Origin of the sequence: uncultured Ruegeria sp., from assembly GCF_947497005.1 — a bacterium.
Lineage (GTDB): Bacteria > Pseudomonadota > Alphaproteobacteria > Rhodobacterales > Rhodobacteraceae > Ruegeria.
This window is the reverse complement of record NZ_CANMFF010000008.1, coordinates 67,319-81,117: the sequence shown is the minus strand read 5'-3', so window position 1 is coordinate 81,117 and position 13,799 is coordinate 67,319. Positions and strand designations below refer to the sequence as shown.

Annotated in this window: 17 protein-coding genes; 11 read left to right on the top strand and 6 right to left on the bottom strand. The window is 56.7% G+C overall.

What is annotated here, in order from left to right:
- Positions 1-116: 116 nt before the first annotated feature.
- The 3 genes from Q0816_RS12885 to Q0816_RS12875 are packed head-to-tail and all read left to right on the top strand — an operon-like array spanning position 117 to position 2,377.
- A complete protein-coding gene (locus Q0816_RS12885) occupies positions 117-1,454 on the top strand; it encodes a DUF6638 family protein (RefSeq protein ID WP_298851093.1) in 1,338 nt (445 codons plus the stop codon).
- Position 1,455: 1 nt separating this feature from the next.
- On the top strand, positions 1,456-1,722 hold the full coding sequence (locus Q0816_RS12880) for a hypothetical protein (RefSeq protein ID WP_298851091.1): 267 nt from the start codon (positions 1,456-1,458) through the stop codon (positions 1,720-1,722).
- A 10-nt stretch (positions 1,723-1,732) separates the two neighbouring features.
- Complete coding sequence (locus tag Q0816_RS12875) at positions 1,733-2,377, top strand: DUF1523 family protein (protein ID WP_298851089.1); 645 nt, start codon at positions 1,733-1,735, stop codon at positions 2,375-2,377.
- A gap of 65 nt (positions 2,378-2,442) precedes the next feature.
- Here Q0816_RS12875 and Q0816_RS12870 read toward each other — a convergent pair whose 3' ends face one another.
- The 6 genes from Q0816_RS12870 to Q0816_RS12845 all read right to left on the bottom strand — a co-directional run bounded on the left by Q0816_RS12870 (position 2,443) and on the right by Q0816_RS12845 (position 9,661).
- Entirely contained in the window at positions 2,443-3,537 is a 1,095-nt protein-coding gene (locus Q0816_RS12870; protein ID WP_298851088.1) for a flagellar basal body P-ring protein FlgI, read from the bottom strand.
- A complete protein-coding gene (locus Q0816_RS12865; protein WP_298851086.1) occupies positions 3,534-4,541 on the bottom strand; it encodes a flagellin in 1,008 nt (335 codons plus the stop codon). Before Q0816_RS12865 ends, Q0816_RS12870 begins: the two co-directional genes overlap by 4 nt.
- A 2-nt stretch (positions 4,542-4,543) precedes the next feature.
- On the bottom strand, positions 4,544-5,995 hold the full coding sequence (gene flgK / locus Q0816_RS12860; protein WP_298851084.1) for a flagellar hook-associated protein FlgK: 1,452 nt from the start codon (positions 5,993-5,995) through the stop codon (positions 4,544-4,546).
- 33 nt (positions 5,996-6,028) lie between these two features.
- Positions 6,029-7,324 (bottom strand): flagellar hook protein FlgE, encoded by a 1,296-nt coding sequence (locus tag Q0816_RS12855; protein ID WP_298851082.1) that lies wholly within the window; start codon positions 7,322-7,324, stop codon positions 6,029-6,031.
- A gap of 91 nt (positions 7,325-7,415) precedes the next feature.
- Positions 7,416-8,255, bottom strand: coding sequence for a flagellar motor protein MotB (locus Q0816_RS12850; RefSeq protein ID WP_298851081.1), 840 nt, complete (start codon positions 8,253-8,255; stop codon positions 7,416-7,418).
- Positions 8,256-8,341: 86 nt separating this feature from the next.
- Entirely contained in the window at positions 8,342-9,661 is a 1,320-nt protein-coding gene (locus Q0816_RS12845; protein ID WP_298851479.1) for a FliI/YscN family ATPase, read from the bottom strand.
- A 105-nt stretch (positions 9,662-9,766) separates the two neighbouring features.
- Between Q0816_RS12845 and Q0816_RS12840 the strand changes: the two genes are divergently transcribed.
- From Q0816_RS12840 to flgH, 8 genes are read left to right on the top strand one after another with little or no spacing between them, the layout of a single operon-like run.
- Positions 9,767-10,153, top strand: a complete 387-nt coding sequence (locus Q0816_RS12840; protein WP_298851079.1) for a FlgB family protein — start codon at positions 9,767-9,769, stop codon at positions 10,151-10,153.
- A gap of 11 nt (positions 10,154-10,164) precedes the next feature.
- Entirely contained in the window at positions 10,165-10,551 is a 387-nt protein-coding gene (gene flgC / locus Q0816_RS12835) for a flagellar basal body rod protein FlgC (RefSeq protein WP_298851076.1), read from the top strand.
- A 12-nt stretch (positions 10,552-10,563) separates the two neighbouring features.
- Positions 10,564-10,854, top strand: a complete 291-nt coding sequence (gene fliE / locus Q0816_RS12830) for a flagellar hook-basal body complex protein FliE (protein WP_298851074.1) — start codon at positions 10,564-10,566, stop codon at positions 10,852-10,854.
- Positions 10,855-10,858: 4 nt separating this feature from the next.
- Positions 10,859-11,131 (top strand): flagellar biosynthetic protein FliQ, encoded by a 273-nt coding sequence (locus tag Q0816_RS12825; RefSeq protein ID WP_152459750.1) that lies wholly within the window; start codon positions 10,859-10,861, stop codon positions 11,129-11,131.
- Positions 11,131-11,841, top strand: a complete 711-nt coding sequence (locus Q0816_RS12820; RefSeq protein WP_298851069.1) for a flagellar hook-basal body complex protein — start codon at positions 11,131-11,133, stop codon at positions 11,839-11,841. Before Q0816_RS12825 ends, Q0816_RS12820 begins: the two co-directional genes overlap by 1 nt.
- A gap of 21 nt (positions 11,842-11,862) precedes the next feature.
- Positions 11,863-12,648 carry a flagellar basal-body rod protein FlgG gene (gene flgG, locus Q0816_RS12815; protein ID WP_298851066.1) on the top strand — a complete coding sequence of 262 codons (786 nt, stop codon included), beginning with the start codon at positions 11,863-11,865 and terminating at the stop codon, positions 12,646-12,648.
- Positions 12,648-13,064: a flagellar basal body P-ring formation chaperone FlgA gene (gene flgA, locus Q0816_RS12810; RefSeq protein ID WP_298851064.1), complete on the top strand. Its 417-nt coding sequence runs from the start codon at positions 12,648-12,650 to the stop codon at positions 13,062-13,064. The genes flgG and flgA overlap by 1 nt, the downstream gene beginning before the upstream one ends.
- Positions 13,064-13,795: a flagellar basal body L-ring protein FlgH gene (flgH, locus tag Q0816_RS12805; protein ID WP_298851062.1), complete on the top strand. Its 732-nt coding sequence runs from the start codon at positions 13,064-13,066 to the stop codon at positions 13,793-13,795. Before flgA ends, flgH begins: the two co-directional genes overlap by 1 nt.
- Positions 13,796-13,799: the final 4 nt, after the last annotated feature.

The window sequence follows — 13,799 nt, the reverse complement described above, 5'->3', positions numbered from 1 at the left end:
AAACAAATTTTCGGCTCTGAAGTTTGGTATTCCGCTTTCCTGGTCTTATTCGCATTGCCCTACGTGTTTGCACTCGGCCTGGGTATGAGGCTGCAGTTCCGATTCGGTGATCCAGCATGATCCGCCTCATCAAAAAAGGCCTGATGTTCGGCAATCTCGTCCACATCTCCAGCCCGGCTCTGGTCGAGCGGTATAACCGCGCGCTGCAGCATCTGGCGGGCAAGACCACTCAGCTTTCGGATTTCCATATCGATATCTCGGGCTATTCGCCGGAGATGGGGATTGAGCTGGAGGATGAGCTTTACCTCAACCCCAACGGGGTCAACCGGCAGTTCATCCTGCTGACGACCGAGCAGAAACGCGCACCTCTGCTGAACGTCAAATTCTCGACCTCGCGCGATATTCTGCGCGAATTCATCGAGATGAACGAGGCACAGCTGTTCGCCCTGACCGCTACCGATGCGGTGGCTGGAGAGCTGGTGAACTCGGTCATCAAACTCAGCACGCCGCGCGATCTGCTGAACCTGCGCAAGATTGAGATCGAGGCCGACACAGCAGGCGGTACCCTGCGCAAGGCACTGCAACTGGCGGGCATGGTCGAACAGTTCAAGACGGAAGAAGACGCCTGGTTCGACGATGTGCTGATCGCCAGGATGATCGAAACGGCCAAGGAAACCGGAGACGTCACCCGAAACCCCGTCCGCCTGCGTCACACAGCGTTCGAGCAGCGCAATTTCTGGACGGCGCATTTCGGCGGGCTGTACCTGTTTCCCGATCTGGATCACCCAGCCGCGATTTGCATGGGTGAAAAGCCCGACGACCTGCCGATCAAGTACACGTTTGATCCGTCACAGCGGAACCAAATCGCCAAGTTTCTGGATTACAACGATCTGGTCGAACCGATCGTCAAGGCGCGCGGCGTGGATGCCGCCGCGATCCTGCAACAGAAGATGGATTTCCTGACCGTTGACGCGGCGGCGGATGCGGATGTCGACCTGACCGGGTTGGACCGCAGCGACATGCGGCGGCTGGCGCGAAACCACTCGGATCGCCTGCCTGATGCCTATCACGGTCTGGCGCAACTGCTGCGCTGGGCGAGTGACGGGGGGCCGTGGCCGCGTATCACTTCGGACCATCCGGCCTATTTCTATACGTTACGCGCCGCGAATACGCCGAACCGTGATCTGGTAAACATGTTACTGGCCGAACTGGCCCCGCTGGACCCGCGCCAGATGTTCATCTGCCACAAGGAGCTGTTCTACAGCACGTATTCCAGATGGCCCGAGAGCAAAAAAGCCTATGTTGCCGATTTCCTTGTGCGCGAGTATCAGGTGGACAAGCAAGGTGCCCGCGCCGCGCTGTTCGGGCATGAGCCGGATATGAGCGGCGACGATCGGGTCAGCGATGACGTAATCGCTCGGGTCGGTCCATGGGGTTCGGTGAGGAAAGGCTGATATGTTCGGATTGTTGCGCCTTTTGCTGATCTTGCTGGTGATCCAGACGATTATCTATTTTGCGCTGTCTTTCTATTCGCGCGGGATGCGCCGCCGCAAACTGGAAACCTGGTGGGATGAAAAAGGCAAGACGGGCAACAAGGACGCTTTTGTGGAACGCGGATTGCACGTGTATGACAATTCGTTCCGGCGCAAACTGATCCTGGGTGTTTATATAGTGCCTTGGGTGGCGATTGGCGCGATGATCTACATTGTGAATTACATGTGAGGGTTTAGGCATGGCCTATGTAAAATGGGTGTTCATCATCATATTCTGGGGCACAATTGCGGCGTTCCTGCAATATTCGCTGCCACAGCATGACATTGTGCGCATCGTCAACACCTATGAAGAACGGCAGGATCTGAACGACTGGACGCGGATCTTCTGGTCCGAGCCCGAAGATCAATCCACCAGCCTGTCCAACCGGGATGTGCAGTTCATTCAGGCGGTGCGGGCCAACGGAAAACCCATCGTATACCGAAATGAGGATACCGGTTGGGGGTGGCCCCCTTACTTCAAATTCGACACGGCGAATCTCTATACCGAGGCCAACGACGCGAAATCGACCAAGGAAAACCCGAAATGGGTGGTCGTGACCCATTATGGTTGGCGCAATGAGTTTATGTCGATTTTTCCCAACGCCATCTTCATCAAAGATGTAGAAGGGCCTGATGTTCGGGTCATTCCCTGGTTCAATATCATCTTCCTGACGATCTTTGCTGCGTTTGTCTGGGCTATTTGGGTCCGTTGGCGCAGGTTCCGGCAAGCCCGGATTGATCCGATGATCGAAAACGTGGAAGACGGTATTTACGCCGCTGGTGATGCGATTGAAGAGCGTCGCAATCGTTTTCGTCGTTGGTTGGACAGCTGGAAATCAAAATAGGTTTATCGTCCAAAGGCGTGCTGTATGACAGCGCGCCTTCCTGCCGTATCAACTCTGATTGGCAGTCACCTGACAATAAACTCGGCGTGTAGTGCCCCTGCCGCTTTGATCGTTTTCAGAATGTCGATCATGTCCTGCGGCGAAACGCCCAACGCGTTCAGGCCAGCGACCACTTCTGAAAGTGTTGTGGCCTCGGGGATTTCGGCAAGACCCGTACCTTCATCTTCCTCGATCCCGGTTATGGTGCGGGGGACAATAACTGTTTCCCCACGGGCGAATGGGTTTGGTTGTACCGCAATAGGCGCTTCCTGAACTGTCAGGGTCAAATTTCCCTGCGATACCGCAACCCGTGAAATGCGGACCTCTTGCCCCATGACAATTGTGCCGGAGCGTTGGTCTACAACTACACGCGCCTTTGTCTCGGGCTCGACCAGGATGTTTTCGATTCGCCCCAGGGCGTGGGCTGTGGAAACGGCCTGGGTCGCAGTAATGCTGAGTTCAACCGTACCGGAATCCCGCATGATCGCCACGGCCCTGTTGAATTCAGTGTTTATTGCGGATTCAATGCGGGCGGCTGTGGTAAAATCCGGTTCCCGCAGGGCGAGGCGCACTTGGGTCAGCGTAGACAGATCGAAATCAATCTCCCTCTCGACCCTTGCGCCGGACGGGATGACACCTGCGGTCGGCACTCCGCGAACAACCGAAGCCGCTTCGCCCTCGGCGGACACGCCGCCTGCAAGTATTGTGCCTTGAGCAACAGCATAGATTTGCCCATCAGCGGCGTTCAGGGGTGTCATGATCAGCGTCCCACCGAGCAAGCTGTTGGAATCGCCTATGGCTGAGACCGTCACGTCAATTTGGCCACCGACCCTGGCGAAGGGAGGCAGGGTTGCTGTTACCAAAACAGCGGCCACGTTCTTGGGGCGAAAATCCTCGCCGGTTACGTTGACGCCCAGACGTTCGAGGATGTTGGACATGATTTCTTCGGTGAAGGGCGCGTTGCGCAATCCGTCGCCGGTTCCATTCAAACCTACGACCAGACCATAACCGACCAGATCATTGCCTCGTACACCGTCAAAATCCACCAAATCCTTGAGGCGAATCGCGCCTGCCCAAGCCATGCCCGGGAGGAGGAGAAAGGCAAATATCAGCGCTCTCATCTCAGAAAATTCACCAAAGACAAGTTCGCATTTCGAACGGTTACGGAATACAGGCTTTCCAATTGAAACTGCACCGTTTGCAGTTTCGCTGCGGTTTCATAGGGATCGGCTGCGATCAGCTCATTCCGGCTGAATTCGAGGCTGGTACGGGCCGCTGAATTGCGCGTGGCGGCTTCTTCGATGCGGGCTTCTGCCGCGCCGACTCCCGCCCGAAGTTTGACCGTGGCGTCCTGTGCGTTGGCCAGATCGGCACCCAACTGCGTGAACAAGGCGGTGCGTTGGTCCGGCGATATTGCCAAGGCGCTGTCTGTTGCCAAAGCGGCCACCGCAACATCCCTGAGTGCGGCTTTGAACGCCGGATCAGTTGCAGTGATCGGCAGTGCAACACTTTCATTTTCTGAGATTTGCATCGGGGCGAGCGTATTATTCGACCCCTGATAGATCACGGCGTCAAACCCGGTTGGATCATTGAACCAGGTGTCTGCAGCCAGCCGGATGTCTGCAAGGGTTGCGTGCCCCGTGAGCTGGGTTTTCAGCGCTGTCAGAACTGTATCCGATGAAGGCAACGGCGATACATCCGTGGCCGTTCCGGAAAACAGGCTGCGCCCACCCACGCGCGAGTTCAGCGCTGAAATCATCGTATCCAGTTCGTTTTTTGCCTGAACCGAGGCCTGTTCGTGGTTAATAGGTTGATTTGCAGTTCCATAAGCGAGCAGAGATGCGGTCATGTCCGCAACCGAATCTCCGAAGGTCGTAAGGCCTAGTTGCATGGCATCCGTGAACAGAGTCGCTTCGGATGTCGCGATGCCAAATGCGTCAAGCCTTGCCAAGCTTCGGTCGAGGTCCAGAATCTGCGAATAATCCCCGCCAAGCCGCCCGGATATGTCCTGCACCTGCCCAGTAGACAATTCGTAAGAAAGAGTTTCGATCTGTGTTTTGATATCCGTGGCGCGGGTTCGCAAGGTCAGCCCCCGTGCCAGATCGCCGATAGAAGTCAAGTTCATGGTCACAACCTCAGAAGAGTTTCCATAAGTTCATCAACGACCGAGATAACGCGTGCGTTCGCCACATACGTCTGTTCGATCTGCATAAGCCTTTGCAGTTCCTGATCCGAATCAACACCCTGCTCGGCCTCGATCTGAACCATTTGCTGTTGGGCGGTGTTGGCGAATGTTTTTCGCTGATCTGCCGCATGTGCCTGCGCCCCGGTTTTTGATAGCAACGCCTCGGTCAATTCGGCCGCCCGCATGTTTCCGGTGCCGAACAGCCCGCCCGGAACAGCACGTGCGTCACTCAGGACAGCCCCGAATGCGCGAAGCTGAGAGGCCTGGCCGGGATCACCCGGGGTTACAGAGGCAAGACCCGAGCGCAATTTCCAGCTGTTTCCGCCATTGTCGGGATCCACGACCGAATTGAGTGAAATACGCGAGGCCAACCCGACAAATGCAGTCGGATCAAAGCGATTGCCATCATCGGTAAAGAGACCGGGATCGGAGGCAAGAGCAGTCGGATCCAGCCCCGGAGTCTCAAACCGCTCGACCAAATCACGTGCGATGGTATCCAGCTGAACCTGAGCCTCAACGGCCAACTCGTCACGAATGGCGAACTGGGCCATTAGGGCACCGCCGCGAATCTGCGCGTTGCCGCCACTGGTTCGAACCGGATTGCCGTTCATTTCAAGCCCGGACAATAACCCATTTGCTATAGTCATATGAGGCTTGGTTTCACCCGTAATGGAAAAGGTGAATTCGGAAGCTTTGCCTTCCAGCAAGATCAACCCGCCGTCCGAATACAAGGACACCTGGTCATTGGCGCGAGGAACGACGTTGACGGGTATCAGGGCATTAACCTGATCAATCAGGACTTGGCGCTGATCCAGAAGGGACCCGATGTCACCGCCGGAATTCTGAATGGCGGGAATCTTGGCGTTCAGATCCTGGATGTCTTGCAACGTCTGATTCAAGCTTTGAACCTGAGCCCCTATCTTTCGATCAGCATCAGACCGTGCCTTGCTCACACCTTCGGAAGCTGCATTCAATTCATTCGTCAGATCGCGGGCCGCGCGCGCCACCTGATCAAGTCTTTCGATCGAATCGGGCAGGCTGGCTGCTGTGATGAAGCTGCCTTCCAGAGATGAAAGCCGGGTCGCGATCGAAGGCGAGCCGTCCACCGACCCCACGAGCTTTTCAAACTGCGTGTGGAATTCTGACATGGACGATTGAAAGGCAAGTTCAGCGTCAGAGGACCGCATGTTGGCGGTCAGAACAGGGTCTTGATGCCGGGTTACTCCTACAGTGCGCACACCGTTTCCCGAACTGGAGCTGGTTGTAAGTTCAAGTGACCGGCGCGCGTAACCGGGTGTCAGAGCATTTGCGATATTCCCTGAAACCACAGCAGCCCCGCGACTTGCTGCCGTCAAACCACCCAATGCGTTGTTCAGTGCTGTCGACATATTCATAAGGCCGCTCCTTTGCTTTGATCAACGTTCGGATCAGCGTTTCAGGTTCGTGGTTTCCTGAAGCATCTCGTCCACCGTCTGGATGACTGTGGCGCTGGAAGAATATGCGCGCTGTGTCTGGATCAGGGACGTCAGCTCGGTCGCCACATCCGTGGTGGATTCTTCGCGTGCGAAGGAAACAAGATCTCCGGTCGGGCCTTCGCCTGCATTCCAAAGGAAAAATGTCCCGCTCTCTCGGGATGGCGCGTAAGTCTGGCTGTCCAGTGCGGTCAAGCCGTTGGGATTGGGGACATCCGCCAGCGGGATCTGAAACATCCGACGACTGACGCCCGTGTCGTAGAATGCGTAGACATAGCCATTTTCATCCACCTGAACGCTGGTCATCGTGCCAACCGCAGAGCCGTCGCGGGTGATTGAAACCGGTGCGAACGTGTCAGAGAGCTGAGTTATGCCATCAGCATCGCCAATCAGGCCAATGTTGACCTCCATCGGGCCGCCGGCAACGTTGACCATGACGCTGCCTGTTGCCGGATCATAGGCTCCTCCGGAAACAGGCGTGACGCTGGACAGGGTGCCACCGGCCGTCCGATTGTCGGTAAAAGTCAGCGTGTATTCCCCTATGATTGCGCCGCCAGATGCCGAATCGCGCAGAACCATGGTCCATTCATTGCTGCTGCCGGTTGCAGGAACTGTTGGGATCAGTTCGATGTCGACGCTTTCGGACTTGCCGAGGTTGTTAAAATATTCGACCGACAAAGGTTGAATGTCCCCGGGCGCGCCTGCGTCTGTTGCCGTGGCGGGCAAGTTCATACGCAGGTTCATCTGTGTCGTCGGGGCACCGGACAATTGATTGACGCTCAGCTGAATGGGTTCAAGCGCGGCGGGTGTGTCGCGCGGAACAGACGGAATGGAACCATCTGCCGCAGCGCGCCATCCCAGAAGAACCAGGCCGGATTCGGTGACAAGGTACCCTTCTTCGTTGGTCCGGAAGGATCCTGTTGTGGTCAGTAGCATCTCGTTTGAATTGGTGCCGATCTGCGAGCTGGAGCGTACAGGCAGCATGCCACGCCCGCGTACTGCCAAATCGGTGGAGTTGCTGGTCGTCACCAGAGACCCGCGCTGATCAATCATGCGTTGGCTTGTCGTGCGCACACCGCCGGCCGAGTAGCTGCCACCCTGGCCCGACGTGACCATCGAATGAAAATCTGTCTCGACCCGTTTGTATCCGTAGGTCGAAGAGTTCGCGATGTTATCGGAAATCGTGGCCAGCCTGTTGGCGTTGGCCTTCAACGCCGCCACACCGGCATTCAATGAAGAGGAAATGGTCATCGGTGCGCCCTTCTGTTGCGTCAATCTTTGATGCAACAGGTAACGCGCTGCCCCTTAACAGCGCGCTAACATGTAAAATGCGTTTTATCCTTTAGGGTCGGCGCAGAAAAATCACTTCGATTCTATTGTTCCGCGCGGCCATCGGATTGGCGGCGAACAGTTCCCGGTCGGCGTGGCCGGTGACACGATCCATACGCTTTGCCATCACACCCTTGTCCTGCAGCAGCTGGCGCAGTGTTTGCGCGCGTGTCGTAGACAGATCCCAAGCCGTATTGCGAACCTGCACGACCGGAGACGCGCTGACATGGCCTTCGACGGCAATCGGATTTGTAACCAGATCCGAAGACAGGGCAATGATCAGGGCAAGCGTCCGCATGATCCGCGTTGGTGTTTCGGAACCCGATTCGAACAGTGGCTGGTCATCAGTGTCGAATAGTTCAACCACAAGCCCTTCGTCGGTGACCCGTGTGACAATATGCTTGAGCAACTTGTCCGACACTTCGCTTTCGCCGCTTCGGCCTAAAAGCTGCGCCTCGAGTGTGGTGAAATCTTCGGTGTCACCTTTGCCGCCGCCATCGGCATCCATACCGATTGAACCACGCGCCTGACGTTCTTCGGTCGGGTGCGTATTGGTAGCTCCAACACCGTCGCGCAGAAATATCTCTTCAGACAGCATGCTGTCGCCACCAAATGCCCCGTCACCGCCACCGGATTCCGGGCTTAACGGGATTGTTGGTGCGAAATAATCCGCCAGCCCCTTGCGTTGCTGTTCAGTTGTTGCGTTTAGCAGCCACATCAACATGAAGAAGGCCATCATGGCCGTAACAAAGTCGGCATATGCGACTTTCCACGCGCCACCGTGGTGGCCATCACCACCTGATACACGCTTCTTCTTGATGATGATTGGCGCCGCATTGGATTGCGCACCCATCTCCACCACCTTTTTATCACCCAACTACCTGAGTAGCAGCGCGGGTCTTAAGGCGGCCTTAATACTTAAAACTGTTCAGAGTTCCCCTAACGAGGCAACCCGGCCGAGGCGCGCCGCAGAATCAGGGACAGGCGGTCAAAACTGGTTCTGATCCCCTCGGAATCGGGTTTTCCGAAAAACGAGTCCAACTCCTGATAAATGCGCACTGCCTGATCTAAGAGCGGATCTGATCCTTCCGCGTATAACCCGGCTTTGATCATCACTTCGGACTGTTCGTAGCTGCCGACAAGTTTGCGGGTTTCCTTGATCATCTGATTCTCAGCCTCAGACGCAGCTTCTGGCAGGCTGCGTGATACGGATTTACTGAGGTCGATGGCCGGGAAACGCCCGCGTTCGGCAATGTCGCGGCTTAGTACGATATGCCCGTCCAAAACACCGCGCAGGATGTCGGCGATGGGCTCATCCATGTCCGAGCCCGCGACCAGAACGCTGAACACGGCGGTGATATCACCTTGCTCCTGCGTGCCGGGGCCTGCGCGTTCACACAGATTGGCAATCAAGGGTGTGACCGAGGCTGGATACCCTCTGAGCGACGGAGATTCCCCCATTGCAACGGCAATTTCACGGTGCGCTTCAGCAAAGCGGGTTACCGAATCGGCCAGAAACAGAACACTCAGCCCCTGATCGCGCAGGAATTCTGCCGCTGACATGGCCGACCACGCGCACCGCCTGCGTGTCAATGCCGACTGATCAGACGTGGCGGCCACAACGATTGTGCGTTTCATGGCTTCCGGGCCAATGGCGTGGGCGACAAACTCATTCACTTCGCGCCCACGTTCACCAATCAGAGCCACCACAACCACGTCGGCCTGCATGGAACGCGCCAGTGTCGACAGTAGCGTAGATTTTCCCACACCCGATCCTGAAAACAATCCCACGCGTTGACCGCGCACAATCGGCAGCATTGTGTTGAGAACGGATAATCCAGTGACCATCCGTTCTCCCAGCGGCTTACGCGCCACAGCTGGGGGAGGGGCCTGCATGATATCGCGATCATGCGATCCGTTCAGCAGCGGATTGCTGTCCAACGGTTTGCCAAACGGATCGATGACCCGCCCAAGCCAGTGCATGCCGGGCGCGAAATTCGACGAGGGGTCAAGATACACACGGTCTCCCAGTCTGACGCCATCGGGCGCCGCGCCCGGTATCATATGGATATGGTCCGCACCGACTTGCAGCACTTCGCCAGCAAGATCGGCCCCCGCGCGCCGCTGCAATGTCAGCAAATCTCCGATTCGCGCGTGTTCGTTCAGACCACTGATCTCGACCAGCCCCTGCACGACGCTACTGACAAGGCCTACATGCCGGACCGCAGTCATCCTGTCGAATTCATGTTTCAGAATCATCGGGTCGAGATCGGACATCGTGGGTTCTCCAACTGTGTTCTGAAAACGGTTTCTAAAGGAATCGGGGTTAAGCCTTGATTGAAATTGATCGAGGGAGAAGCCCCGATGTTCTATGACCTGAACGTCTTTAAGACAGCGCACGCAATGGCAACCCATGCCGGAAAACGGCAGGCCGTCATTGCGCGCAACATGGCCAATGCGGATACGCCGGGTTACCAACCGCGCGATATCGAGGCCTTTCAGAAAGCTTTTGAAACCTCCGGGCGGGACGTGGCTATGGCGGCCACTCGGCAAGGTCATCTTCATGGCAATGCCGGTGCACGTCTCTGGGCAGAGCACGAGGCCGTTCCATCAGGTGATCCCAACGGCAACGGTGTATCCCTTGAGGAAGAGATGCTGAAATCGGTCGAAGTCAAACGACAGCATGACCGCGCGCTGGCGATCTACAAATCCTCGATGAGTGTTTTGCGCACCAGCCTGGGTCGTGGATAGGAGGACCGAGGATGAGCGACTTTTCCAACTCTCTCACAGCATCAGCCAGAGCCCTGCGTGCCCAGGCAACCCGGTTGCGTCATGTGTCCGAGAATATCTCGAACGCGGACACGCCCGGTTATCGCCGCAAGACGGTGCCATTCGAAACCGTTCAGAAGGACGGCCGCGATATGGTTCAGGCCGGTCGCGTAACGCTTGATCGGCGCGACCTGAGCAGAATCTACGATCCCGGACACCCGATGGCGGATGCCAGTGGTCACTATCAGGGATCGAATGTCGATCTGATGATCGAAATCGCCGACGCGCGTGAGGCGCAGCGAAGCTACGAAGCCAATCTCAAAATGTTTGATCAGACCCGGCAGATGTCGTCGTCGCTGATGGAACTGCTCAGAAAATAAAGGACAGCCAGAATGGATATCCGAACCCTGACCGCCGCGCAGAATTATGCCGGCGCTCGCTCCGCAACCCAGGCTGACCCTGATCACAGCGGGATGGCGCAGGGGCTGAAGGCAAGCTTTCAGGACTTTGCCGCCACGCTGAAGCACAGCGAGCAGATGTCTCAGACCGCAATGGTCGGGCAAGCCGATCCACATGCTCTGGTGCAGGCGCTGGCCCAGACAGAACTGGCGGTCGAAACGGCCGTTATCGTCCGCAACAAAGTGGTCGAGGCCTATCAGGAAATCCTGCGGATGCCGGTCTGACGCGATGCTGAGCGAAGGTCTTTTCTACGACATCGTGCGCCAGGCGTTGTGGATTGCGGTCATCACATCCGTCCCGATCCTGGCCGTTGCTCTGGTATCGGGCCTGATTGTCGGGCTGTTTCAGGCGCTGACGTCAATTCAGGAAATGACGCTGACCTTTGTTCCCAAACTGATCGCCATCGTCGTCGTGTTCTGGATTTCGATGGGATTCATGACTCAAACACTCGTCACCTTTTTCACCGGAACGCTTGTTCCATTGATTGCAGGAGGTCGCTGATGGACACTGCCTATGTTACCCTGTCCCGCCAGTCCGGGCTGATGAACGAAATGCGTCTGGTGGCGAATAACATCGCCAATGCCAACACGACCGGCTATCGCCAGCAAGGCCTGGTGTTTTCAGAGTTCATCCAGGACATGCCGAACAACTCTTCGCTGTCGATGGTCCGGGCCGAGGCGCGAAATACATCGCTGCGACAGGGTGTGCTTACCGAAACCGATGGGCAGTTTGATTTCGCTATCGAAGGCGACGGGTTCTTCATGGTTGAAACCCCGGATGGCGACCGGCTTACGCGGGCTGGCAGCTTTTCTCCGAATGCTCAAGGTGATCTGGTCACGATGGATGGGGCTCGCGTATTGTATGCCAACGGCGCCCCGGTTTTCATCCCGCCTGACGCAGCATCGATTGATGTCGGCAGCGACGGGACGCTGAGTGTCGATGGTCAATTGTTGGGCCAGTTGGGTGTTTTCAATGTCACCAACACGCAGGCCCTTGTGCGTGAAGGAAGCACACTTTTTCGCGCCGATGGCGCAATAGACCCGGTTGATGAGCCAGTTGTTTTGCATCGCTTTCTCGAAGGTTCAAACGTCAACGCTATTCAGCAGGTGACTCGCTTGGTGGAAATCCAGCGTGCCTATGAGCTTGGGCAGAGTTTTCTTGAGAGCGAAGACGAACGCATGCGCGGGGCGCTCAAGGCGCTGATGCGGTGATTTGGATAAGGAGAGTTAGACATGCGAGCCCTTAAGATTGCGGCCACCGGAATGACTGCGCAACAGATGCGGGTCGAGACGATCTCGAACAACCTGGCGAATATGAACACCACCGGCTACAACGCCCGGCGGGCCGAATTCGCCGACCTGCATTACCAGCAGATGGCGCGGGCCGGGGCTGTGAACGCATCGGACGGAACGGTTCTGCCCACGGGTATTCAACTGGGCCTGGGCGTGCGGCCCGCCGCAGTGACAGTGCAATTGGAACAAGGCGCTTTGTCGGCCACCGGCAGCGATCTGGATGTGGCGATCGAAGGTCGTGGATATCTTGAGGTGACCCAGCCCAGCGGGCAGCCTGCATACACACGCGACGGCAGCCTGAAACGCTCGGCTGAAGGGTTGATCGTCACGTCCGACGGGTTTGCGGTTTCACCTGAAATCACCGTTCCCGACGACGCGCGGTCGATTTCGATCAATGCGTCGGGTGAGGTTTACGCGTATTTCGACGATTCTCCCGAAGGGCAGCTGCTTGGCGAGTTTGCACTTGCCAGTTTCTCGAACGCCAAGGGGCTGGAGGCCATCGGAGGCAATCTGTTCAAGGAAACCGAAGCCTCTGGTGCTCCGGTTCTGGGAACGCCGGGCGAAGATGGTCTGGGGACTTTGCGGCAAGGATATCTGGAGGACAGTTCGGTCGATGCAGTACGCGAGGTTACAGAGCTGATCGAAGCCCAGCGCGGTTACGAGATGAATGCCAAAGTCATCTCGGCCGTGGACCAGATGATGAGTGCGACAACGCAGGTGCGGTGATGCGACGTCTTGTTCTTTCTCTGACGCTAGTTGCCCCAATTGCCGTGCAGGCAGACATTGTGGTTTCGACCCGCACGATCCGGGCCAAGGAAATCATTTCTGTGGTCGATCTCGAGTTGAAACCAACGGATATAGCCGGTGCGGTTACCGATCCGGATCTTTTGATTGGTCAAGAGGCTCGGGTGGCGCTTTACCCCGGTCGTCCAATTCGTGACACCGATGTCGGGCCGCCAGCCATCGTAGATCGCAACGATCTGGTTGTTCTGGTGTTCAGTAGCCAACCTTTGTCGATCACCACAGAGGGCCGGGCGTTGGGGCGTGGTGCCGCCGGCGATCGCATTCGGGTCATGAACCTTTCGTCCCGAACAACGGTATCGGGCCGAATTCGCCGAGATGGTCAAGTTGAGGTAAAGTGATGTACGAACTGCCAAAAACCCTCCTCCTCACAGCTTTCACCCTGTCTGCATGTGGCCGGTTGGATCACCTGGGCAAGCCGCCAAATTTCACACCGAACGAGGATTCCCCAGAGCAGGTTGCAATGCTGTGGCCGGGTTTGCCCCTGCACACGCAACCCCAACGCAACGTTGACCGATCCTCTTTATGGAGTGGCGGCCAGCACTCATTGCTGGGTGATCAGCGTGCGATCAAGAAAGGTGACATCCTGACCGTTGTCATTGAACTGGACGAAGAAGCCGAGATTTCGAACAACACCAGACGATCCAGATCCGGATCAGAGAACCTTGACGTTCCCGGCCTCTTCGGTTTGCCGCAACGGGTGCAGAAAAACTTACCCGAGGGCGCATCGCTGGACGAAGCCGTATCGATCGAAGCGGATTCCTCCAGCGCTGGGCGGGGATCGGTCAGACGAAACGAAAAACTGACGCTGCGTGTTGCCGCGACAGTGCTGGATGTGCTGCCGAACGGGGTTCTTTCGATATCGGGGTCGCAGGAATTGCGAGTCAATTTCGAGTTACGTGAGCTTTTGGTGGCGGGATATGTCCGCCCACAGGATATCTCGCGGCAAAACGAAATCACCTACGACAAAATTGCGTCGGCACGCGTATCATACGGCGGCAGAGGGCAGATAACGGATGTTCAGCAACCTCGATACGGACAGCAAGTCCTTGATTCACTTTTGCCATTCTGAGGTG